At 37.8% G+C, this 23592-nt stretch carries 23 protein-coding genes; 15 read left to right on the top strand and 8 right to left on the bottom strand.

What is annotated here, in order from left to right:
- Window positions 1-107: 107 nt before the first annotated feature.
- Both AC3ANL_RS07515 and AC3ANL_RS07520 read right to left on the bottom strand, forming a co-directional pair.
- The gene (locus AC3ANL_RS07515; RefSeq protein WP_488328607.1) at window positions 108-1847 is read right to left on the bottom strand and encodes an AAA family ATPase; all 1740 of its coding nucleotides are present in this window, start codon (window positions 1845-1847) and stop codon (window positions 108-110) included.
- Window positions 1848-1987: 140 nt separating this feature from the next.
- Window positions 1988-2248, bottom strand: coding sequence for a hypothetical protein (locus AC3ANL_RS07520; protein ID WP_488328608.1), 261 nt, complete (start codon window positions 2246-2248; stop codon window positions 1988-1990).
- A gap of 206 nt (window positions 2249-2454) precedes the next feature.
- Between AC3ANL_RS07520 and AC3ANL_RS07525 the strand changes: the two genes are divergently transcribed.
- From AC3ANL_RS07525 to AC3ANL_RS07540, 4 genes are all read left to right on the top strand, one after another.
- Entirely contained in the window at window positions 2455-4035 is a 1581-nt protein-coding gene (locus AC3ANL_RS07525) for a peptide chain release factor 3 (RefSeq protein ID WP_488328609.1), read from the top strand.
- 245 nt (window positions 4036-4280) lie between these two features.
- Window positions 4281-4742, top strand: coding sequence for a hypothetical protein (locus AC3ANL_RS07530; protein WP_488328610.1), 462 nt, complete (start codon window positions 4281-4283; stop codon window positions 4740-4742).
- Between the two features lie 298 nt (window positions 4743-5040).
- Window positions 5041-5787 (top strand): RNA polymerase sigma factor SigI, encoded by a 747-nt coding sequence (gene sigI, locus AC3ANL_RS07535; RefSeq protein ID WP_488328611.1) that lies wholly within the window; start codon window positions 5041-5043, stop codon window positions 5785-5787.
- Window positions 5784-6959, top strand: coding sequence for an anti-sigma factor domain-containing protein (locus tag AC3ANL_RS07540; protein WP_488328612.1), 1176 nt, complete (start codon window positions 5784-5786; stop codon window positions 6957-6959). Before sigI ends, AC3ANL_RS07540 begins: the two co-directional genes overlap by 4 nt.
- A 72-nt stretch (window positions 6960-7031) precedes the next feature.
- On the opposite strand, the gene AC3ANL_RS07545 is transcribed toward AC3ANL_RS07540, so the two are convergent.
- Entirely contained in the window at window positions 7032-7235 is a 204-nt protein-coding gene (locus tag AC3ANL_RS07545) for an alpha/beta-type small acid-soluble spore protein (protein ID WP_488328613.1), read from the bottom strand.
- A 117-nt stretch (window positions 7236-7352) separates the two neighbouring features.
- Complete coding sequence (locus tag AC3ANL_RS07550) at window positions 7353-7706, bottom strand: DUF3905 domain-containing protein (RefSeq protein WP_488328614.1); 354 nt, start codon at window positions 7704-7706, stop codon at window positions 7353-7355.
- Between the two features lie 131 nt (window positions 7707-7837).
- Here AC3ANL_RS07550 and AC3ANL_RS07555 point away from each other — a divergent pair, with 131 nt between their 5' ends.
- Window positions 7838-7999: a hypothetical protein gene (locus AC3ANL_RS07555; RefSeq protein ID WP_007086172.1), complete on the top strand. Its 162-nt coding sequence runs from the start codon at window positions 7838-7840 to the stop codon at window positions 7997-7999.
- Window positions 7999-8130: a hypothetical protein gene (locus tag AC3ANL_RS07560; RefSeq protein ID WP_488328615.1), complete on the top strand. Its 132-nt coding sequence runs from the start codon at window positions 7999-8001 to the stop codon at window positions 8128-8130. Before AC3ANL_RS07555 ends, AC3ANL_RS07560 begins: the two co-directional genes overlap by 1 nt.
- Window positions 8131-8150: 20 nt before the next feature.
- Here the strand turns inward: AC3ANL_RS07560 and AC3ANL_RS07565 are convergent, their stop codons facing one another.
- A complete protein-coding gene (locus AC3ANL_RS07565) occupies window positions 8151-9902 on the bottom strand; it encodes a B12-binding domain-containing radical SAM protein (RefSeq protein ID WP_488328616.1) in 1752 nt (583 codons plus the stop codon).
- 401 nt (window positions 9903-10303) lie between these two features.
- Between AC3ANL_RS07565 and AC3ANL_RS07570 the strand changes: the two genes are divergently transcribed.
- Window positions 10304-11317, top strand: coding sequence for a 2-oxoacid:acceptor oxidoreductase family protein (locus AC3ANL_RS07570; RefSeq protein ID WP_488328617.1), 1014 nt, complete (start codon window positions 10304-10306; stop codon window positions 11315-11317).
- Complete coding sequence (locus AC3ANL_RS07575; RefSeq protein WP_488328618.1) at window positions 11317-13611, top strand: thiamine pyrophosphate-dependent enzyme; 2295 nt, start codon at window positions 11317-11319, stop codon at window positions 13609-13611. The genes AC3ANL_RS07570 and AC3ANL_RS07575 overlap by 1 nt, the downstream gene beginning before the upstream one ends.
- A gap of 74 nt (window positions 13612-13685) precedes the next feature.
- On the opposite strand, the gene AC3ANL_RS07580 is transcribed toward AC3ANL_RS07575, so the two are convergent.
- Complete coding sequence (locus tag AC3ANL_RS07580; RefSeq protein ID WP_488328619.1) at window positions 13686-14468, bottom strand: carbon-nitrogen family hydrolase; 783 nt, start codon at window positions 14466-14468, stop codon at window positions 13686-13688.
- A 326-nt stretch (window positions 14469-14794) separates the two neighbouring features.
- Here AC3ANL_RS07580 and AC3ANL_RS07585 point away from each other — a divergent pair, with 326 nt between their 5' ends.
- From AC3ANL_RS07585 to AC3ANL_RS07605, 5 genes are all read left to right on the top strand, one after another.
- Entirely contained in the window at window positions 14795-15037 is a 243-nt protein-coding gene (locus AC3ANL_RS07585; protein WP_488328620.1) for a Spo0E family sporulation regulatory protein-aspartic acid phosphatase, read from the top strand.
- Window positions 15038-15763: 726 nt separating this feature from the next.
- Window positions 15764-16588 (top strand): electron transfer flavoprotein subunit beta/FixA family protein, encoded by an 825-nt coding sequence (locus tag AC3ANL_RS07590; RefSeq protein WP_488328621.1) that lies wholly within the window; start codon window positions 15764-15766, stop codon window positions 16586-16588.
- A 35-nt stretch (window positions 16589-16623) separates the two neighbouring features.
- The gene (locus tag AC3ANL_RS07595) at window positions 16624-17655 is read left to right on the top strand and encodes an electron transfer flavoprotein subunit alpha/FixB family protein (protein ID WP_488328622.1); all 1032 of its coding nucleotides are present in this window, start codon (window positions 16624-16626) and stop codon (window positions 17653-17655) included.
- Window positions 17648-18943, top strand: coding sequence for an FAD-dependent oxidoreductase (locus AC3ANL_RS07600; protein WP_488328623.1), 1296 nt, complete (start codon window positions 17648-17650; stop codon window positions 18941-18943). Before AC3ANL_RS07595 ends, AC3ANL_RS07600 begins: the two co-directional genes overlap by 8 nt.
- Window positions 18943-19227 (top strand): ferredoxin family protein, encoded by a 285-nt coding sequence (locus AC3ANL_RS07605; protein ID WP_488328624.1) that lies wholly within the window; start codon window positions 18943-18945, stop codon window positions 19225-19227. The genes AC3ANL_RS07600 and AC3ANL_RS07605 overlap by 1 nt, the downstream gene beginning before the upstream one ends.
- A gap of 123 nt (window positions 19228-19350) precedes the next feature.
- On the opposite strand, the gene AC3ANL_RS07610 is transcribed toward AC3ANL_RS07605, so the two are convergent.
- Window positions 19351-19695, bottom strand: a complete 345-nt coding sequence (locus AC3ANL_RS07610; protein WP_488328625.1) for a hypothetical protein — start codon at window positions 19693-19695, stop codon at window positions 19351-19353.
- Window positions 19696-19838: 143 nt separating this feature from the next.
- Complete coding sequence (locus AC3ANL_RS07615) at window positions 19839-21077, bottom strand: MFS transporter (protein ID WP_488328626.1); 1239 nt, start codon at window positions 21075-21077, stop codon at window positions 19839-19841.
- A gap of 277 nt (window positions 21078-21354) precedes the next feature.
- Between AC3ANL_RS07615 and AC3ANL_RS07620 the strand changes: the two genes are divergently transcribed.
- Together AC3ANL_RS07620 and AC3ANL_RS07625 are read left to right on the top strand one after the other, a co-directional pair.
- A complete protein-coding gene (locus AC3ANL_RS07620) occupies window positions 21355-21795 on the top strand; it encodes a MarR family winged helix-turn-helix transcriptional regulator (protein WP_488328627.1) in 441 nt (146 codons plus the stop codon).
- Between the two features lie 98 nt (window positions 21796-21893).
- Window positions 21894-23588, top strand: a complete 1695-nt coding sequence (locus AC3ANL_RS07625) for a M3 family oligoendopeptidase (protein ID WP_488328628.1) — start codon at window positions 21894-21896, stop codon at window positions 23586-23588.
- Window positions 23589-23592 lie beyond the last annotated feature (4 nt).

Below are 23592 nucleotides of genomic sequence, written 5' to 3' on the forward strand. Positions count from 1 at the left end.
CGGAGGGTTCATACTTAGTTTACCACTGGAGGGCTAAAATGAATCATTAGAAATTTGATTGAGCCGAAAAAGCCAGATGCAGAATAATCCCGCATCTGGCTTTTTTCTTATATTAAGACTAGATTGTCAATGTTGGTTGTAGAGTTTCCTTGAACAATGGATTCTACTTCTGATCCTTCTAATGTTTCTTTTTTTAATAAAGCATCCACCAATTGATGATACTGATGTTGATGACTTTGAATGATTGTCTCAGCCTTTGCTAAGCTTTTTGCAAAGAGTTCTTGCATTTTTATTTCTTTATCTGGTTTGTTAAATGTTAGTGTAAACCCGTCCTCAAGCATGCCTGTATCCACCATTTGTTCAATTAGGTGTTTAGCCTGTTGTACATCACCACTAACACCGATACTGTGTTCGCCAAGCAGCATCCTTTCAGCAACACCGCCTGCTAGGATCATTGCGACACGATCGAGAAGATCCGACGTTGTCGACAAGTCCAGCTCTTTCGGAATTGGAGCTACATATCCCAGTGCTGCACCACGAGGAATGATGGTCGCCTTTCTTACAGATCCAGGCTTTGTAATCGAGGCGACTATCGCATGACCGGCTTCATGAATAGCAACCCTGCGTTTAGTGTCAAGATCCTGTAAAGAACGGGAGGTACTTCCTAATATAGTACGATCAAGCGCATAATCAAGGTCCTGTTTATAGATTTGATCTTGACCGTTTCTAACGGCCCGTCTGCTGGCTGTTTCAAACAGGGACTGCAGTTCCGCCCCGGAAAATCCTGATGTACTCTCAGCCAAGTCATCTAAAGAAGCAAAAACATCTTTTGCAAGTGATTTTCCTTTTGTATGGATACCAATAATCTCTCTTCTACCTTTTGTATCAGGCAGTGGTACATGGAATGAAAAGTCAATCCGTCCTGGGCGAAGGAAGGCATCGTCAAGCAAATCTTTTCTATTTGTCGCAGCAATAAAAAGGATTCCATCATTGGAGTGGCCTCCATCAAGCTGAACGAGAAGTTCTGTTAATGTTTTCTCGGCTTCTTCCCCGCCATGGGCTTTTCTTTTTCCGGCTAGAGCGTCTACTTCATCAATGAAAATGACAGCAGAAGTCTGTTTTCTGGCTGTTTGAAACAGGGAACGGACCCGGCTCGCACCAACTCCTACAAACAGTTCATTAAAAGCTGATCCGCTGGCCGAGAAGAAAGAGGCATTTAATTCATGTGCAATGGCTTGAGCTAATAGAGTTTTACCTGTTCCAGGTGGGCCATATAATAATATCCCTTTTGGTGGCTTGATACCCAATCTAATAGCGCGCTCGGGTTCTTTTAAGGTAGAAAGTGTCTGTAAAATTTCTTCTTTCATTTCCTCTCCCAGACCACCTACATCTTTTAAGCTTATCGTTGGGAGCGGACGAGACTTCGCGACACTATTTTTCATGGAATTATGAAGACCGAAACCACCCTTTGTTTTTTGCAGAGCAAAAGCGGCGGCGGCAAGAATCAGGATGACTCCGCCCAAAATCCATTTTCCATAAGGACTGCTAGTCTCATAAGAATAGTTTATATTATATTTTTCGACTAGCTTCTCAATCATTTGGCTATTGGGTGGGACATGAGAAACGTATTTTATGTCACCAATTTTTAAATACAGGCTGCCATCTGCTTGTTCTGTTAGTTCAATTAAGTTTCCATCTTGTTCTTGGATGGTCTTCTCAACAGAAGAGAAAGGAATAGTGATCACATGATTTGCTGTTTGAACATACCAAATGATCCCTGCAATCAATAAAATTAACGCTGTAAATAGCGGAATAAACTTTGAAACTACTTTCTTACTTTGGTTCATACAGTTCATCTCCTCTTAAAGAGTCATACTCTATTATAAAGGTATTTCCATAAAAATGGGTGTGGGAATCGGTGGAAGAATACTGCCTATTTTTCAACTAAATACCCACCACCTGCATTAGGAAAGTGTGCCTTGGAATACTATGACAATAAGCGGAGCTGTGGAATAATCGGCATTAAAACACTTTGCGCGATGACACCTATGCTAAGTCCGATACATGTTGCCTTGCTCCATTTAAAAATATGAACTTTTTTGCCTTTTCCTTCATATAAAAATAATAGCTGATCGCCTTCTTCGGCAATGCCAATCTTTTTAAAGGAAACATTATTTTGCTTAAGGACAACTTCGAAGGCTTTATGCAATAAGGTTAAGGTTTGTTGATCGATCTGATTACTTTTCATATATCCTCCCAGGGAATTTAATTTATATTTCTCTATAACAACATTATAGTCTCATAGCTTGTCCGATAAAAGAAAAAATCAGTTGTCGGCCATAGAATTATTGCAAAGTTGTCGAATGCAGGATAAGATTAAAGTTATGGACAAAAAATTTTTCTCCGCTTAAGCGGTCAATAAAATATGAAGTTGTCAAAAGAGAGGAAGACAAGATGGGTAACAATTTTAAAGAAGAAGTATTGTCACGCCGGACATTTGCAATTATTTCTCACCCGGATGCTGGTAAAACGACACTAACCGAAAAATTATTATTATTTGGCGGAGCCATTCGCGATGCCGGTACAGTAAAGGCGAAAAAAACCGGTAAATTTGCAACGAGTGACTGGATGGAAATTGAAAAGCAACGTGGAATTTCTGTTACTTCCAGCGTAATGCAATTTGACTATGATGGATTCCGTGTCAATATTCTGGACACGCCTGGACACCAAGATTTTAGTGAAGATACCTATAGAACTTTGATGGCGGTCGATAGTGCAGTTATGATTATCGATTCGGCAAAAGGGATTGAGGAACAAACACTTAAGCTTTTTAAAGTATGCCGCATGCGTGGGATACCAATTTTTACGTTTATAAATAAGCTGGATCGTCAAGGGAAAGCCCCGCTTGAACTTCTTGCTGAGCTAGAGGAAGTTCTTGGAATTGAATCCTATCCGATGAATTGGCCGATTGGAATGGGAAAAGAATTCCTTGGAATTTATGATCGATACCACAATCGTGTCGAACAATTTCGTGTAAGTGAGGAAAAGCGATATATCTCACTAAATGATGATGGTGAAATTGCTGGTGATCACCCATTAAAAATATCGGGACTATATGATCAAACTTTGGATGAAATTTTATTGCTGAATGAAGCAGGAAATGAGTTTTCTACTGAAAAGATCGCAGCTGGAACTCTTACACCTGTTTTCTTTGGCAGTGCGTTAACAAACTTTGGTGTTCAGACGTTCCTTGAGTCATACTTGCAATTTGCGCCACCGCCAAAAGCACGGAATTCATCAGTTGGCGAAATTGATCCTTTAACGGAACAATTTTCAGGCTTTGTTTTTAAAATTCAAGCCAATATGAATCCAGCACACCGTGACCGTATTGCTTTTGTTCGGGTTTGTTCTGGTAAATTCGAACGTGGCATGACCGTCAACCTACCGCGCTTAGGAAAACAGCTAAAGCTTTCACAGTCCACATCATTTATGGCGGAAGAAAGAAATACTGTCGAGGAAGCAGTCAGTGGTGATATTATCGGGTTATACGATACTGGCACTTATCAAATTGGAGATACGCTGACCACAGGCAAGGAAGATTTTCAATTTGAACGATTGCCGCAGTTTACTCCAGAGTTATATGTAAAGGTTTCTGCTAAGAACGTCATGAAGCAAAAGTCTTTTTATAAAGGAATTGAGCAACTTGTGCAAGAAGGTGCAATTCAGCTCTTCAAAACCGTAAGAATGGATGAGTATTTATTAGGTGCTGTTGGTCAATTGCAGTTTGAGGTGTTTGAGCATCGAATGAGAAACGAGTACAATGCTGAGGTCTTAATGGAACGAATGGGTTCTAAAATTGCTCGTTGGGTCGAAAACGAAGTAGTGGATGAAAACCTATCAAATTCGCGGAGCCTATTGGTGAAAGATCGATATGATCATTTTGTCTTTTTATTCGAGAATGACTTTGCGTTAAGGTGGTTCCAAGAAAAAAATCCGGCCATTAAACTTTATAATCCAATGGACCAGCAAGAATAGTTTGGTCATGGCGCGATTTAATACCAGGATTTAATAAAGCAGCGGGAATCATCCCGCTGCTTTTTACATAGATAGATAACTCAAAATTCAGACAACGACTCTATTTGTCGATAGTAAGCAAATGCATGTGGATACAGGTACATAATTGGGAAAAATTCTTTTATCTACCGTTATTTTGACAATGGAATGGATAAGCTAAATTGAGATGTTTTTCCTAAAAAGACATAAAGAAGCGGGTTAGTACAATGAAGAAAATGAGAAGATTGGAAGCCGTTTTGTGGAATATTGCTTTTCCTGGTTTTAGTCAATTGTTAACAGGACATTATATCAAAGGGATATTATTTGTTTTCTTAGAATTTGTAATGAATGTGAATGGTCACTTTAACCAAGCGATTATGTACAGTTTCTTAGGTGAAATAGATAAAGCAGAGGCAGTTATTAACTACCAATGGCTTATGTTTTATCCATGTGTCTATATGTTTTCTATTTGGGATGGGTACCGGTTTGCAATGCCAGCAGAAGAAAAGTATTCCTATTTGCCCTTTGTCTTTTGTGCGTACTCTGTAACGGTTGGATTAATGGTTTCGTCAAAGGTAACCTTCTTTCACATTCACCCTGGCCCTGTTTTTCTGCCAATGCTTTTTTTAATACCAGGAGTATTAATTGGGGGTATGCTTAAACTTTTTTTAAATAGTAGAAATCCATAAATGGGTAACGTAAAGGCTTTAAATCAGGCACTTTGGTTTAAAGCTTTTTTGGGGTTGGGAAAAAAATTCTGGGTAACCCCCACAAACTATTTCAAAGGTAACGTACCTATGTAGAGAAAAAGCGGCCACTAATGATCGAGGTGAGGAAATGAGAGGACATAAAACCTAACAGTAATTTAAATATTAAATCGGAAATGATATCCCCACTTTTTAGGACTGTTTTTTTTTTTTTTTTGCTTCACCCCAAGAAGTCCAATTTAACGCTCGTATGGTATAATTGGTCGATAGAGGTGAGCAAATGCTAGGTTTATTGTTTATGACCAAAAAGAAAAAAAGAACTCTAGAAGAGACGGTCCTTTTAATTCAACAAGGTGACCAATCTTTACTTAATGAAATAATTGAGGCCTATAAGCCATTTATTGCAAAAACAGTATCTTCTGTTTGTAGACGATATATATATGAAACCGATGATGAATTTAGCATTGGTCTTATCGCATTTAATGAAGCGATTGAAAAATTTTCATCAGAGCGAGGAAGCTCACTCCTAAGCTTTTCTGAAGTAATTATCAAAAGAAGAGTGATTGATTATATTCGTAAACAAACGAAAAACCAACATATAAGCATTGACATAACCAGCGCATCTCAAGAGGAAGAATCAGCAGGAAATGTCATTGTAAATGAACTTTCCCTCGATGAGTATTATAAAAAGAATGATGAACAATTGCGAAAAGAGGAAATTCTTCATTTTCAGGTCTTGTTAACATCTTTCGGTCTAAGCTTTAGTGACTTGGTTGAGAATTCACCAAAGCATTCGGATGCACGAAAGAGTGCGATTTTAACAGCGAAAATGTTAGTTGATAATCAAGAATTAAGGGAATTATTACTTGAAAAAAAACGACTTCCGATTAAACAATTAGAAAAAATGGTGAATGTCAGCAGAAAGACGATTGAACGAAATCGTAAATATATTATTGCCATTGCGCTTATATTATCAAGTGATTATGTGTACATGAAGGATTATATAAAGGGGGTGCTAGAAACATGAGAAAAGGAATTATAATGGAAATTAATGAGGCATATTTAACTCTATTAACCCCCGAAGGTGAATTTTTACGTTCTAGAAGACAGGATCAGCTCTATTCTATTGGTGAGGAAATTCAATTTTTTCCAATGGAAAGCGTTAAAAATGCCAAAATGTTACTTTTCTTTAAAGATATATTTCACTTTAAAACAGCCTGGGCAGTTATGGCTGCCTTATTGCTTTTACTTGGCTCGTTATTCCCTTTTAATCAAAAAAACAATGCCTATGCATATATGTCAATAGATGCTAATCCAAGTATTGAGCTAGGTGTAAATAAAAAAATGCAAGTGATTGAGGTAACAGGGTTCAATAAAGAAGGAAAGAAGCTTTTATCAGAATTAGATTGGAAGAAAAAAGATGTTTCTGAATTAACCCAATCGATATTAGCTGAGATAAAAGACGCAGGTCTTATAAAAAATAATGAACCAGTGATTATTTCTACAGTACGGACAACTCAGCCAGAGGAAAATGCAGAAAAAGAATTCCTAAAGAAAATAAATGAGATTAAAGCCACTGTGAATGATCAACAGTTAGACATTACTGTATTATCAGCTACTGAAAAAGAACGAGATTTAGCACACAAACAGGGCATGTCAACTGGAAAATATCAAAAAAACAAAAATCAGGACTCTGCAAAAAATAAACAGAAAGCAATAGACAAAAAGCAGGAAGAAACTATCCTCTTACCTAATCAGGAAAAAGCAGTAGAACTGAAACAAGAGCAAGCGATTCCGCCTGGTCAACTGAAAAAACAAGAAGCTGACGGCCTTGATAAGGGGTTAACTGAAAAGGTGCCTGAAAGCGAAACGAATCGATCAGAGGGGAAACTTATTGCTCCAGGACAACTGAAAAAACAGGAAGATGAAAATATAAGACAAATTCAAAAGCAAACTCATCAACAAACAAACATAACACCACAAAATAAATGGAAACAAAAGGAACAAAAAGAGGCTTCTACGAATCAGCAAAATAAATGGAAACAAAAAGAACAAAAAGAGGCTTCTACGAATCAGCAAAATAAGTGGAAACAAAAGGATAAAAAAGAGGCTTCTCCAAATCAGCAAAATAAAGGGAAGCAAAAGGATAAAAAAGAGGCTTCTCCAAATCAACAACATAGAGGGAAACAAGAAAAGTAGAATTTGGATAAGCTAATAATAAAAAGGTAAAAGTCCGGTATAAATCCGGACTTTTTTTCCATTTATATTTAATTATTTGTTAGTAAACTGTCCGGAAATTTGAGCTTGGGCTTGTTGGACAAGTCTTTTCGTAATTTCGCCACCGACGGATCCGTTAGCTCTTGAAACTGTATCTGAACCTAATTGAACACCAAATTCTTGAGCAATTTCATACTTTACCTGATCTAAGTATTGCTCAATCCCAGGTACTAATAATTTATTGCTGCTATTTGCCATTTTTTTTCACTCCTTTTTTTAACAGAGGGATTTGGATTTTTGACCTCTGTATGAATATTATTTATGTTCTTTCACCATTTCATAAGTGGTAATGTTTTTCGAATTTGGATAATTCATTTAGTCTGATCCATGGCTTACATCTTTTGTTGGATGCATAAACGGATAGGCTTGAGGTTTTCTTATGTTTTCCAGGAGTTCTTGATTTTCAGATGTGTTCCAGCCGATATCATTTGTTGGATGAACCCAATCATCACCAGCCATGATCGCTGGATCCGTGTCCTCGGTCCAGTTTTCTAGAGGAGAATTTTCGGAAGCATATAGACTATCTCCTATGGTGACACCAAATTTGTTGACAAATGGGGGTTGCATTTTAATACCCGTACCTTCAAAGCTGGGTGCATTTATTTGGTGAGGCATGGTTTCGTTCATTATAATCTGTTCAGAGGACAGCTTGCCTTTTTCTTTTTTCATGGTGACCCTCCTTTTTTACTTATATTTTCTGTTCAAAAAATAATTTTATTTTAGAAAAATAAGGAAAGGAATGATAACAGCCACTTTGTTAAAAACTAAGGAAGTAAAATAAATCAAGAGGGAGGATCCATATGGCAAAGCGAAAAGCAGAATTTGATGCAGTGGAGAAATATACGAAGACACCCCATAAAAATGTTCAGGAAAGTGAATTTTCAGCAGAATTTACCGATAATAATAACGCTATTAGGTTTGCAAACCGCAATTCGAAATTAGGAAAAAAGGGTAGAAGCTAATGGGAAGCCGACGAAAAACGCCTCCACGCATACCGGTAGAAGAATTCAGTGTGGAAATTGGTAATGTTAATGGGGTAAAGCTTTATGAGCAGAAACAACGGAAAAGAGAGCAAGCTAAGCAAAACAAATAAAGCCGGGAAGTGACCCGGCTTTATTTTACTTCACTTTTTAATGGAAAGATAAGAGTTTGGTTACTTGACGGGTCAAAGTATGCCAATAAATTTCCAGGCTGTCGTATAATTTCGCAAGTGGTTAAATACTTATCTAAATCAAAATCAATCACTTCGAGCATAGTATGCTTATATAATTCTTTTTCATCGAGTCCCAGATTGACGAATTCTTGTCCTAACAGGTTCGGGTTCTCAAGAATGTGTTTATATAGTTTTGTGCGGTCGCCTTTTTCCAAAGCTGGCTCCCACCATGGCTTTCTTGGTTTGTATTTATGACTTTTTAAATAATCATACTTCATAAGTCCGACCACCACTTCTAGTTGATCAATGGACTTTTCCTCTAGAAAAGAATACAAGCGTCGATAAAGGTCTTCAAGCTGATGTCCAATTCTAGACCACCCCCGTTTATCCCAGTAGGATCCAAATTCCTGGAAAAAGTCAAATGGTGAAGGAAATACATTGGTTACTAAATATTCAACGGTATAATCCATTCGGTGGTCATTCCAATATTTCTCTAAAACGTCCTCCACTTGTTTAATTCGCACGATATCATCGAAGGATAGCACATTATTGCTTAAGATTTCATATGGGGAATGGTCCATATATACATATTGATGTTCCTCCGCACGGAGCCGTACGCCGGTGCCACGAAGCATTTTCAAAAACCCTAATTGTAATTCTTCAGGTCTCATTTCAAAAACATCGTTAAAGGTCTTACGGAAAGAGGCATAATCCTCTTCTGGCAAACCAGCAATCAGATCGAGATGTTGGTCAATTTTCCTACCTTCTTTTACCATTGTGACAGTCCTTGTCAGCTTCGAAAAATTCTGCTTCCTTTGGACAAGTTCATTTGTATAGTCATTGGTGGATTGTACCCCAATCTCAAAACGGAATAGTCCCTTTGGAGCTTCCTGATTCAAAAATTCAATGACTTCGGGCCGCATAATATCAGCCGTTATTTCAAATTGAAAGACGGTACCTGGTAAATGCTCGTCAATAAGAAAACGAAACATTTCCAAGGCATAACTTCTACTAATATTAAAGGTCCGATCCACAAATTTAATCGTTTTTGCACCATTTTGCATTAAATAACGAATATCAGATTTTATATTTTCTCTGTCAAAATATCGGACGCCCACTTCAATTGATGAAAGACAGAACTGGCAGCTAAATGGACATCCCCGGCTTGTTTCAATATAAGTGACACGTTTTCCAAGCTCAGCTTTATCTTCGGGAAGGCGGTAGGGAGATGGTAGTGCTTTAAGATCTAACTTATTCATTTGCGGAGTCATCAATACTTGACCATTTTCACGATAGGCAACTCCGTTTGCCTTTTTATAGTTTTGAGTAGTGTTGATTTCGGTGAGTAATTGTTTAAAGCTATGCTCTCCCTCGCCAATGACGATAAAATCAACATCTGGATTGTTTTCCATCCATTCAGCGGTATCGTATGTTACCTCAGGTCCGCCTAAAACAATGAGGATGTCTGGGTCGATTTTTTTAAGCATATTGACGACTTTGAGTGTCTCTTCAATGTTCCAAATATAGCAACTAAAACCAATTACTGATGGTTTCGCTTGATAAAGGTCTGACACGATATTTAAGACGGGATCCTTGATGGTGTACTCTTTCAACTGGATTGTAAATTCTGGAGCGGCATAAGCCTTTAAATAACGAATGGCAAGGTTTGTATGAATGAACTTTGCATTCAAGGTAGAACAAATGATTTTCATAAGATTGCCCCTTTTCGATAATAAAACAAAACATAATTATACCTTATTTTTGACCAAAAGAATAGCAGACAAACTGTTTGCCAGAACCTTTACAAATATCGAGATATAATGAGTCGTTATTTTTATCTGTTATATTACACAATTCAGACTGTTGTATAATTATAATATCTTTATTAAGTCAGGTATATTAATGATTTTATTAATAAATAAAATTGTGTTTCAAAAAATATTTCTAGATGTTTGACATTTATCACAGCTAAAAAATGTTTATTGTCCTACAATAACTTTGGGGAAGTAAATTTCTTTTTATTTGTAATTTTATAACAAATTTATTTAGCTGTAGCACCTAGGTAGCTCCAGGTCTGGGTGCTTCAGCTTTTCTACCATTGGGGAGGGACATTATGTCTATTTTGCCGAAAAAAAATGAACTAGGATTTTTTGAAATCCGTCTAGAATCTATTGGTGGTCTAGGTGCAAATTTAGCAGGAAAAATGTTAGCTGAAGCTGGTGTTTTAAGCCTTGGCTTAAGGGGTTCCAATTTTTCGTCATACGGGTCTGAAAAGAAAGGATCGCCCGTTAAGAGTTTTATTCGTTTTTGCGATCCAGACGTGGAAATTAGAGATCATAGCCCAATTGAGCAGCCACATATTGTTGGCGTTTTTCATGAAGCCTTATATAGAACAGTTAATGTTGTCAGTGGTTTAGATGCTGACGGAATTGTGTTAGTCAATACAGAAAGAGCTTTTGATGATGTGAAAAAGGATCTACAGCTGGAGTATGGTACTCTTGCCATTGTAGATGCCCTTACCATTGCGGTAGAGGAAAAAACAAAAGTAAATACAGCCATGCTGGGCGCACTATACCGTATTTGTGATTTTTTAGATCCTGAATCCATGAGAGATGTGATTCGGAAAACCTTTACAAAGAAATATCCACATCTGGTTGAGCCTAATATCCGCACGTTTGACCGCGGCTATAATGAAGTTCAATTTAAAACATATGAAGTACCAGAAGGTGCTGAAGGAAAAGCCTTTACACGTTCACTCCCACAACTTGGCTATATGACCCAAGAAATTGGTGGCGGAATGGTTTCACAAGCAAATAGTATTTTCAAAGATGTAAGTGGTTCCCGACAAGGATATTTACCTGAATTCCAACAATCAAAATGTATCCACTGTGCAGCATGTGACAATGTTTGTCCTGATTTCTGTTTTGTTTGGGGAGAGGGAGAAGATAAACGCGGACGAAAACAAATGTTCCTTAAAGGAATTGATTATCAATATTGTAAAGGCTGTTTAAAATGTGTGGAAGCATGTCCAACGGATGCATTAGGCGATCTTCGTGAAATGCTAGGGTATGCAGACGATCACCGTGTGAAACAAAACTTTCCTTATATTGCAGGAGGGATTCAATAATGGCAATGTTAGAAGATAAATTAACAACACAAGGTGTCGCAGAACAGGTATCTACATTTGAATCGGGAAACGAAATGGCAGCTACAGCTGCGGCTCAAATCAATTATCATATTATGGGATATTTTCCAATTACACCATCAACTGAAGTAGCCCAGTTTTTAGATCAGATGAAAACAAGGGGAGAGCATGATATTAAGTTGATTCCTGCAGATGGAGAGCATGGCTCAGCGGGTATTTGCTATGGAGCCGCAGCTACAGGAGCACGTGTAATTAATGCTACAAGTGCGAATGGATTTTTATATATGCTTGAACAGATGCCAGTACAATCAGGCACTCGTTTTCCAATGGTTTTAAACTTAGTTACTCGTGCTGTCAGTGGTCCACTTGATATTCGTGGAGATCACTCTGATCTTTATTATGCATTAAACACTGGATGGGTTATTTTAACGGCAAAAACTCCGCAAGCTGTTTATGATATGAATATAATGGCACTAAAAATTGCAGAACATTCCAAAGTTCGCTTACCAGTGATTGTGGCCTATGATGGTTTCTTTACATCTCACCAAAAACGTAGAGTTGAATACTTTAAGGACCGTAGTGTTGTGCAGCAATTTGTAGGAGAATGTCCTACAGATTACAATTTTGTCAGGGATTTAAGTAAGCCGGTAACCATTGGTGCTCATATGAGTGGGGACGATTTTCTTAACAACCATTTTCAACAATCAGAGGCCATCTACCAAGCTGGTGAAGTATTTAAAGAAGTTTCGGCAGAATATGCGAAACTGTCCGGCAGAAACTATTCTGTTCTAGATTTATATAAAATGGAAGATGCGGAGGTAGCGTTATTCTTATTAAACTCTGCAGCAGAGTCCGCAAAGGATGTAGTGGATCAGCTTAGAGACAAGGGAATTAAAGCAGGGGTTATCAGTCCTAATATTATTCGCCCGTTCCCTGCACAGGAAATTCGTGAAGCCCTTAAAAATGTTAAAGCATTATTAGTTGGTGAGCGAGCTGATTCTTATGGTGCACATGGTCCTAACTTAACACATGAAGTGAAATCCGCACTACAAGATGACAAAAACAACAATACCCTTGTCTTAAGCCGAGTATTTGGTCTTGGCGGTAAGGACTTTTATGCAAGTGATGCACATGCATTCTTTGGGATGGCGATCGATGCTATGGAAAAGGGCTATGCTGAAAAGCCTTTTGATTACTATGGTCATATTCCTGGTAACCCAGAAAAAATCCTTAAACCAGTCATTTTACCACAACATGGTGATGTCTTTAAATCGGGTTTAATTGATGTGAAGATGGACGAAGAAACAAATAAATTAAAGGTGAAAATCCCACCGCTTCGTGCATTAACAGGAAAACCTAAACGGATTGCATCAGGCCACGGAGCATGTCCAGGATGCGGAATTTTTGCAGGTCTTGAGTTATTCTTTAAAGGGATTGAAGGGGATATCGTTACCCTTTTCCAAACAGGCTGTGCCTATGTTACCACTACAGGGTATCCAAGCACCTCGCATAAACAAACGATGATGCACAATTTGTTCCAAAATGGAGCTGCAACTTTATCAGGTACGGTTGAAGCATTTATGGAATTGAAACGCCGTGGAGAAATAGAAGTATCTGACGATGCGACGTTTGTAATGGTTACTGGCGATGGCGGAATGGACATTGGCATGGGTTCTGCCATTGGTACAGCACTCCGTGGGCATAAATTAATCATGCTTGAGTATGATAATGAAGGATATATGAATACAGGATCACAACTGTCTTATTCTACTCCTTTGGGACATATGACAAGTACTTCCGGTGTAGGGAAAGCACAGCGCGGTAAAGCATTCCATCATAAAGACACAGCACAAATCATGGCTGCGACAAATATACCGTATGTGTTTACAGGCTCTGAAGCATTCCCACAGGACCTAGTGAAAAAAGGTGCAAAAGCACAATGGTATGCACAAAATGTTGGAACTGTCTATGGAAAACTGTTAATCACTTGTCCGTTAAACTGGAAATCAGACGATCGGTACGGTACAAAAATTGTCGAAGCTGCCGTAGACTCTTGTTTCTTCCCACTTTATGAAGTGGAGCAAGGTGTGACTACAATAACGTATAATCCTGAAGACAAGAATAAACGGATTCCACTTTCAAATTGGTTAAAATATATGGGTAAAACAAAACATCTTCTCAAAGATGAAAATAAACCTATGTTAGATGATTTTGAAGCAGAAGTTGAAAAAAGATGGATGCGTCTAAAAGCGAAACACGAAAATCCAATGCTGTAAAGTGAAACACTGATAGTATATGAATAGGAAAACGCAAAGCATATTAGTGCTTTGCGTTTTTAATTAAAAACATATTAATATGAATCTGGTTTTCTATCATCAAAAATGGGAATTTGTTTACGGACCTCCTTCACCAAGTCCAGTTCAATGGGAGCTGATAAGATTTCCTCTTCTTCACCAGCTTCAGCCAACACATTTCCCCAAGGATCAATGATCATAGAATGACCGGCAAATTGGTTATTTGGGTCGCTGCCAGATCGATTACAGGCAATGACATAACATTGATTTTCAATCGCCCGAGCAATCAAAAGCGCCCGCCAATGTCCCAAACGAGGTGCAGGCCATTCGGCAACAACAAACAGTGCCTCTGCCCCTTCTGAAGTATGGCTGCGAATCCATTCAGGAAAGCGAATATCGTAGCAAATTACTCCTGCGCATGGCACGTCTTCTAGTTCAAATAATCCTTTTTGTTTTCCAGCTTTTAAATATAGATGCTCATCCATTAATTTAAAAAGATGAAGTTTACTATATTGATGAACGAGTCTTCCATCTTTTGTAATAATCAGCAGCGTATTCGTTACACCATTTACTGACCGGTTTGCGACAGAGCCGCCGACAAAATGGACATGGAATTTTTTTGCAGCCTTTTGGAGGAATTCTATTGTTTGCTGAGCATCCTGATCGGCAATTTCATCAAGACGTGTTAAATCATAGCCAGTTGTCCATAGTTCGGGTAAAACAATGATATCGGGATCCTCATCCATGGCCTTTTCAATCAGTCTCTCTGCTGATTGAAAGTTTTTAAGTGAATCACCGAAAGCAATATCCATCTGTATACAAGATATTTTCAATTTCAAAAATACTCACCTCATTGAAAATTTTTAAATTTTTTTCTTTACAAGCTGTTATAAACGTTATAACATTTATCACTAGAAATTCAACATAAATTTGAAATTAATGAAAAAGGTAAGTTAAATGATGCAAATCATGAATATTTTTCCAGGTTGACTTTTGTCATAAAACAAAGAAATGCAGAAAGGAATTTGTCGAAAAACGGAAGAAATAAAATTTTTTGTCTACTTTTGCGAATGTATTTACTTTTAGATAATTTCTTGTCATAATTCTTCAAGTAGTCTACTTTTTAGTAGTTTACAGTAAGAGCGTAAGAGTAGGAGGATTTAAATTGTACAGCTATAGTAATAACCAATCTGAAATGATTAAAGAAATAAAGGTCAAAAGAGAATTAATGATTAATAGTGCCAACAACCTGGGCTTTACGAGTGATGAAACAATCAAATACAGCCAGGAGCTAGATGAATTAATAAATAAGTACCAAAGGTTGATTGAGCAAACTTCCAGATCGAATGAAGAAGTAAAATTTGCTTTTAAACAAATGGTTATGATTTGGCCAAAGGTTTTAGTTTAAGGGACATAACAGTAGGAAAAACAACATTATACTTTTAATTAATGGTATTTTCGTTAAAAATATCAAGGATTAACACCATGATTTGCAACCCCAGAATTCACTCTTAAGTAGATACCCGCTCATTTCCATCTCCATGACTTTAGAAAGAAATTTACAATAATATAAAAACATTTCAAATTACGCTTGTTAAGTAACTATCATGAAGGCCTTTAGTTTGCTAATTCACTAATTGATTAAAACATAGCAACTAGAGGCCTTTACTCAGCGCAAATAAATCAATGAAAAATAGTGATAAATCAGCTCCCCATTTTTTATCCTCTGGTAAGGTTGAAGAAATACTTCTTTTTTAGACATCCCATTATTTAATCTACAATATTTGACATAAGCTGTGATTTTTATCATTGTTTATATCTCAATATTTCTTATAGTTATATTAGGAGTATGTAACCTGAAAATTCATATCACGATTAATTGTCTATTTTACCACAACATGTAGTCACTACAACTTCGATCATTTTCAAATCACATCCTAGAACACTCCATAAGGTATATTATGTTTTTCCATCATTTGTAGTTTTATATTAATTAGTAAAAAAAAGAAAACTTTAATCGTTTGGTCTATGCTTGTGTTGCGATTCATATATCGTTAATAAAGGCATTTTTTATAACCAAAGGAAGCAAGCGCTTCCAACAATCATAGCTCATATGGAGGAGGGAAAGTCCTACATGCACATTGTCGTATGTGTCAAACAAGTACCCGATACAAAAATTATTAAAATTAATCCAAAAACAAACACACTCGACCGCCGAAGTGCTCCAGCCATTTTAAATCCTTACGACGCCCATGCTGTTCAAGAGGCTGTGAAAATTAAGGAAAAAACAGGTGGTACAATTTCGGTATTGTCAATGGGGCCACCGCAAGCAACTGCCGTTATTAAAAAGAGTATTGAAATAGGGGCCGATAGAGGATTTTTAATTACAGACCGTGCTTTCGCCGGTGCAGATACACTTGCGACTAGTTATGCTTTATCTAAAGCATTAGAAAAAATTAATAAGGAACTTCCTGTGGATATGGTGATTTGTGGAAAACATGCCATCGACGGTGATACAGGACAGGTTGGACCTGGTATAGCTAGACGTATAGATATTCCCCCTGTGACAAATGTAATTGAAGTTGCCGAAGTCAACCAAACAGAAAAAACTGTCTTAATTAAACGTAAATTAACTAACGGCTATGAATTAATTCAATCTGAACTGCCTTGCTTGTTAACGGTCGAAAAAGAAATTAACAATATTGAATACTCGCCAATGCCGAACATGATTAAAGCAGCTAGATATGAACCGGTAATTTGGGCGGTAAGTGATCTTGAAAATGTAGACCGTATACAGCTTGGACTAAAGGGGTCACCAACTATCGTTGGTAAAATGTTTACACCTCCACGACCAGAAGGCGGTAAAAGACTTGAAGGTTCTACTGAAGAACAGGTGAAACAGCTCATGGAAGTCCTGATGGAGAAAAAGGACCTGTTGTCTATACAGTCATCTAAATAAAAAAGATTATGCTTCTGTCTAAGGGAGGGGTTTATATGAATCTAGACGATTATCGTGGAGTCTGGGTATTTATCGAACAAAACGAGCAAAAAATCGAAGGCGTTTCACTAGAATTATTGGGTGCTGGAAGAATGCTGGCTGATAAATTACAAGTACCATTAGCTGGCTTCTTACTAGGTGATGAGGTTAAACCATTAGTAAACCAGGTCATTTCATATGGGGCTGATGAAGTTTATGTGATTGATCATCCTGTCTTGAAACATTATCGAACAGAATCATATATGCAGGGCGTTATGCTGCTTGCACGAAAATACAAGCCAGAAATTATACTGTATGGTGCGACACCGAATGGAAAGGATTTAGCGAGTGCCGTAGCGACGGATTTATCAACTGGGTTAACTGCCGATACCACCATGCTCGATGTGGATGTATCCAATAGATTGTTAGAGGCGAGCAGACCTGCCTTTGGTGGTAATATAATGGCAACCATCCTATGCAAGAAGCACCGTCCGCAAATGGCAACGGTTAGACCCAAGGTGATGAAGGCGTTGGAGCCAGAATCAGGTAGGATTGGGAAGATCATTGAAGAGAAAATAGACCTTAAAGAAGAAGATATGCGTACTAAAGTGCTGCAAATTGTGAATGAGGTAACAAAAAAAGCCAATTTAGCTGATGCACATGTGATCGTTTGCGGCGGCAAGGGAATGGGAGATTACCAAAATTTCCAGCTAATTCATGAATTAGCTGAAACCATTGGTGCTAGTGTGGGGGGAACACGTGATGTTGTTGAAGCGGGATGGCTGCCGCACGAACAGCAAGTGGGCCAAACCGGTGAAACCGTAACACCGAAAATCTACTTTGCCATTGGCATATCTGGAGCGATACAGCATGTGGTTGGCATGAAAAATTCAGAGTTTATTATCGCCATAAACAGGGATCCAAATGCGCCGATATTTGATGTTGCAACATATGGGATTGTAGGGGACGCTATGGAAATAGTACCTAAACTAATCGAGCAATTTAAGCAGCTCAGGACAGAAAAAGGCGGTGAAATAAGTTATGCCTGAAAAATTTGACGTCATCGTAGTTGGGGCCGGACCTGCAGGTACAGCTTGTGCCCTCACATGTGCAAAAAGTGGGCTAAATGTTTTGCTTATTGAAAGAGGGGAATACCCTGGTGCTAAAAACGTAATGGGTGGGGTATTGTACCGAAAGCAAATGGAAGAATTGATTCCAGAATTTTGGAAGGAAGCACCTCTGGAAAGACCAGTGATCGAGCAGCGTTTTTGGATGATGGATAAGGAATCCGTTGTTTCTTTTAGCTATAAAGGTCTTGAATGGGGCGTAGAACCATATAATAACTTTACAGTACTGCGTGCGCAGTTTGACCAATGGTTTGCGAGAAAGGCTGTAGAAGCTGGAGCATTGCTCATCAACGAGACAGTGGTAACAGAATGTATCGTAGAGAATGGAAAGGTTATCGGAGTTCGTACAGATCGTCCCGATGGAGAGGTTTATGCAGACGTTGTTGTGCTTGCTGACGGTGTTAACTCACTCTTGTCCAAACAGTTAGGCTTCCATAAGGAGTTTCGTCCAGATGAGGTAGCATTAACAGTTATGGAGGTTATTAATTTACCAAAAGAAAAGATTAATGACCGCTTTAACGTAGATGATAATCAGGGTACCACGATTGAGATTTTTGGTGATTCGACGAAAGGGAATCTAGGAACAGCTTTCATTTATACGAATAAAGATAGTTTAAATATTGGAGTAGGAACGACCCTATCCAGTATGATAAAAGCAAAATTAAAGCCGTATGAATTGCTGGATTACCTCAAAAACCATCCAATGGTCAAACCGTTAATTGCTGGTGGTGAATCAGCAGAATATCTTGCCCATCTGATTCCAGAAGGAGGTTATCGTTCTGTTCCAAAAGTTGCGGGTAATGGGGTAATTGTGGTAGGAGATGCTGCTCAGCTCGTTAACGCCATCCATCGTGAAGGTTCGAACATGGCAATGTATTCAGGAAAAATGGCTGCAGAAGCGGTTGTGAAGGCAAAGGAACGTAACGATTTCAGTGAAGCAAGTTTAAATAGTTACCGCGAAGCCCTTTATAATAGCTTTATTATCAAGGACTTGGAAAAATACAAAGATGCAGCTCATACATTTGAAAAATATCCTCAATACTTTAATGAATATGTACCAATGATGAACCAAGCAATGAGCAAATTCTTTACTGTAGATGGTACACCAAAACGAGAGAAACAAAAACAAATCATGAAAAGTGTGACATCAGAAAGAGGAACGATCCGAGTATTGCAAGATCTTTATCGTGCATGGAAGGCGGTGAAATAATGTCTACGAAGAATATCGAGGAAAAACAGTACCTTCTTAGGTTTAAGTGTGATACCAAATCCCATTTGACCGTGCTTGACCATGATATATGTATGACTCAATGTCCCGATAAAATTTGTACAGTATTTTGCCCGGCTGAGGTTTATAAATGGGAAGGGACAAGGATGCAGGTAGGCTATGAGGGCTGTCATGAATGTGGCAGCTGCCGCATCGGTTGTCCACACCAAAATATTAAATGGGAATATCCAAAAGGCGGACATGGAATTGTTTTCCGTTTGGCGTAACGCTTAAAATGAAAAAGTGCTGTTTGCATTAAGTTAAACAGCACTTTTTAATATTCACTATATGTAGGTTTTTTCACAAAGGAAGGTAAAAAAAGGTGAAGCAGAAGGTATGTTTCATAAGGATTAGCTTATTTTCTCTAGGAGGACAGTGGAGGAGAGTTCGTCTTGTTTACTTGACATAACCAGTGAAGCCGCAAGGGTATTGGCTTGATCTATAAGCTCCATAGCTGGAGAACAATAAAACGGTGTTTTCCAATTAAAATCTCCTTCATCAGTAGCAGCGTATATACTCACTTTCCAGTGAAAATAAATCTTTGCCTGGGCGAGTTGTACCCCTTCAACGGCGATGAGCCAATGGGTGAAAGGTGAATCACAGCATGCATTTGATCTCTGTAAGGATTTTAGGTCATTTAAACCAATCGGAATTAAAGCCTTTTCATAAAAGTCATGATAATTTGGAGTTTTCATCTTTCTTTTCCTCCCTTTAAGGTTCTATCTATATTATATGAAACATTAAAACCTTTTTTGTGTGATAAATGTTAAAACTTTCTAAAAAATTTATGTCTTTTCATAAAAATGACAAAAATAAGGAGGGGCATTGAAGCCCCTCCTTATTTTTGTTGATTCCATTCCCACACCTTTTGATCCGATGGCAGGAGGAAAGCAATTAAACCTAATAATGGTAACACACCAAGCCAGGAGATCATGGACTGTAAACCGATCCAGTCGGCAATGGAACCTAGCCCGACAGATCCAATTGCCCCCATCCCAAACGCAAGACCAACAGTCAGACCAGACATGGTACCAATTTTTCCTGGAACTAATTCCTGTGCATACACGACAGTAACAGAAAAACTAGTCATTAAAATAAATCCTGTTAGAACGAGAAAGATAAAGGCCATGGTTGGAGACACATGTGGAATAAGAATTGAAAAAGGGACAGTTGCTAACATCGAAAAGAAAATGATGTTTTTTTTCCCAAATCGGTCTGCTAATGGACCACCAAAGAAGGTCCCGATTGCCCCTGAAAATAAAAATGCGAATAAAAAGACTTGAGATTCTTTTATTGAAAGAGCATATTCTTTAATTGAGTAAAAGGTGTAGAAGTTGGTGATACCCGAGGTATACCATGTTCTTGCAAAGATTAGTAAGAGAATTAGTGCTAAAGTAGTTTTTACCTCTTTGGTTAAGCCTTGTTTCATAGCAATATTAATATTTTTTTTCTTTTTAGGTTTGGGTGCAATGATTAATCTTTGATGATACCATTTAGCAATATAAATTAATAAAAATACTGCAAGTGCTGCAACGATCGTAAACCAGGATGCACCAATTTGACCGAGTGGAACCAATATTAATGCCGTAATTAATGGTGCTAATGCTTGACCTGTATTCCCTCCTACTTGGTAAATGGATTGAGCAAGTCCCCTCCGGTTTCCAGCAGCCATATAAGCCACCCTCGAACCTTCTGGATGGAATACAGCAGAACCTAGACCAATAAACAGAACAGAACCGACAATCATAGCAAAACTTGAAGCAAACCCTAAACCAAGGATACCGAATAACGTAAAAGTAAGCCCAATTGGCAGGGCAAACGGCATTGGCTTTTTATCGGTCAAAAAACCAACCACAGGCTGCATGACGGATGAAACCATATTTAATGAAAAGGCAATGATGCCCAGCTGAGTGAAGCTTAACCCCATTGACTTTTCTAATATGGGAAACATAGCAGGCACAACAGCTTGAATAGCATCATTTAATAAATGACAAAGCCCAATGATAAAAAGAATTTTATACATGGTTGATTCAGAAGGCTTTGAAGCCTTCGCGTGTATAACAGCTTGTTGATTCATTCTATCCCTTCTTTTTCCATTATTAATTATTTTTCAATCCTATCTTACTACTGATTAACAAAAATAAGAAATATTTATTTATATTTTCGGAATTTTTAAATTAAGATACTAAAAAATAGGTTCCAATTTTTAAAAAATTACCAAAATATTCTTATTGGACAAGAGAAATTGACAGGAATTGAAAAATTTTTTATAATTAATTTTGAAATCGAGATAATTTCACAAGGTGTTATCTATACTTAGGTACACCATATTCCAAATAAAAGGATGAGTTTTTATGGAAAATGAATCAGTAGCTAAATCATTAAAGCTATTTATTGTCCTCTCAAGAGCATATAAAGCGATTAATGAACATGTAAATAAAGTTATTCAATCAAGTGGTCTAAATCCAACTGAATTTGCAGTATTAGAGCTCCTCTATCATAAAGGCGACCAGCCAATGCAGCAAATCGGCGGAAAAATTTTGCTTGCGAGTGGAAGCATCACATATGTGGTTGACAAGCTCGAACAAAAAGGATTTTTGAGGAGAATTGCTTGTCCAAAGGACCGTCGGGTAACTTATGCACAAATTACCGATGAAGGGAAAACGTTTATTCAAAATATTTTTCCTGAACATGCGAAACAAATTGATACGCTTATGTCGAGCCTGTCTGAAACAGAGAAAACAGAAGCAATTGAATTGTTGAAAAAATTAGGTTTACCTGCAGGTAAGTTTTAAAAATACGGCCAATTGGTCGTATTTTTTTTATAAAGAAATATAAATAGGTAGTGTGGATATGATAAATTTGGAATAATAGAGAAAAGGGAGTTGAGCTAATGAGTTTTGAAAACTATACATACGAAAGACCAAATGTAGAAGAATTTACAGTAAAATTTGATGATGTACTAGCTCGTTTTAAAGATGCAGTCACCTATGAAGAACAAAGCAAGATTATGAAGGAAATCAATAAGCTTAGGAATGATTTAGGCACCATGTTCAATCTTTGTTCTATCCGTCATTCTATTGACACGAACGATGAGTTTTATAAAGTTGAACAAGATTATATGGATGAAATCCAGCCAAAGGTTGAAGGATTAGTGACGAAGTATTATCAAGCACTGATTGATTCTAAATTTCGTTCTCAGCTAGAAGAAAAATGGGGGAGACAGCTGTTTGCCCTTGCTGAAGGTCAGCTGAAGACATTTAAACCAGAAATTGTTCCATTATTGCAACAGGAAAATCGCTTGTCAACAGAATACACAAAACTGCTTGCTTCAGCTAAGATCAATTTTGCAGGGGAAGAAAGAACGCTAGCTCAATTAGAGCCATTTACGGAGTCCACAGATAGGGACATGAGAAAAAGAGCCACAGAAGCAAAATTTGGGTTTCTAGCAGAGCATGAAGCAGAGCTGGATCGTATTTATGATGACTTGGTTAAAGTAAGAACAGAGATTGCACAAACACTGGGTTTTAAAAACTTTGTAGAACTAGGTTATTATCGGATGATGAGAACGGATTACAACGCAGAAATGGTTGCTAATTTCCGTGACCAGGTAAAGGAATTTATTGTTCCTATCGCCACAAAGCTAAAAACACGCCAGCAAGAAAGAATTGGTCTTGATCAATTAAAATATTTTGATGAAGGATTCAATTTTCTTTCAGGAAATGCTGTTCCAAAAGGCAGTCCAGAATGGATTATCGAAAATGGCCAGAAAATGTACGAAGACCTTTCAAAGGAAACAGGAGCATTTTTTAGCTTTATGCAGGAAAATAACCTTATGGATCTTGTTGCGAAAAAAGGAAAAGCGGGCGGAGGTTATTGTACATTCATTGAGAACTATAAGGCACCGTTTATATTTTCAAATTTCAATGGAACATCAGGCGATATTGATGTATTAACACACGAGGCAGGTCACGCATTTCAAGTTTATTCAAGCCGGAAATTTGAAATACCTGAATATTACTGGCCAACCTATGAGGCATGTGAAATTCACTCAATGAGTATGGAATTTTTCACATGGCCATGGATGGATTTGTTTTTTAAAGAAGATACCGATAAATATAAGTTTGCACATTTAAGTAGTGCCTTATTATTCTTGCCTTATGGGGTTTCAGTTGATGAATTCCAGCATTGGGTTTATGAAAATCCTTCAGCAACGCCATCAGAGCGGAAGCTTCAATGGCGGGAAATTGAGAAAAAGTATTTGCCGCATAAAGATTACGATGGGAATGAGTATTTAGAAAATGGAGGCTTTTGGCAGCGCCAAGGTCATATTTTTAATTCCCCGTTTTATTATATTGACTATACCCTTGCACAAATTTGTGCGTTCCAATTTTGGAAGCGTTCAAGAGAAAATCAACAAGAAGCATGGGCGGATTATGTGAAACTTTGTAAGCTTGGCGGCAGTATGTCATTCACCAAACTAGTCGAAGCTGCCAATTTAATCTCACCATTTGAAGATGGGTGTGTAGAATCAGTCATCGGGGTAATCGATGAATGGTTAAACTCAGTTGAGGATGAAAAACTATAACTAA

This window comes from Neobacillus sp. DHD-1R (assembly GCF_057747995.1).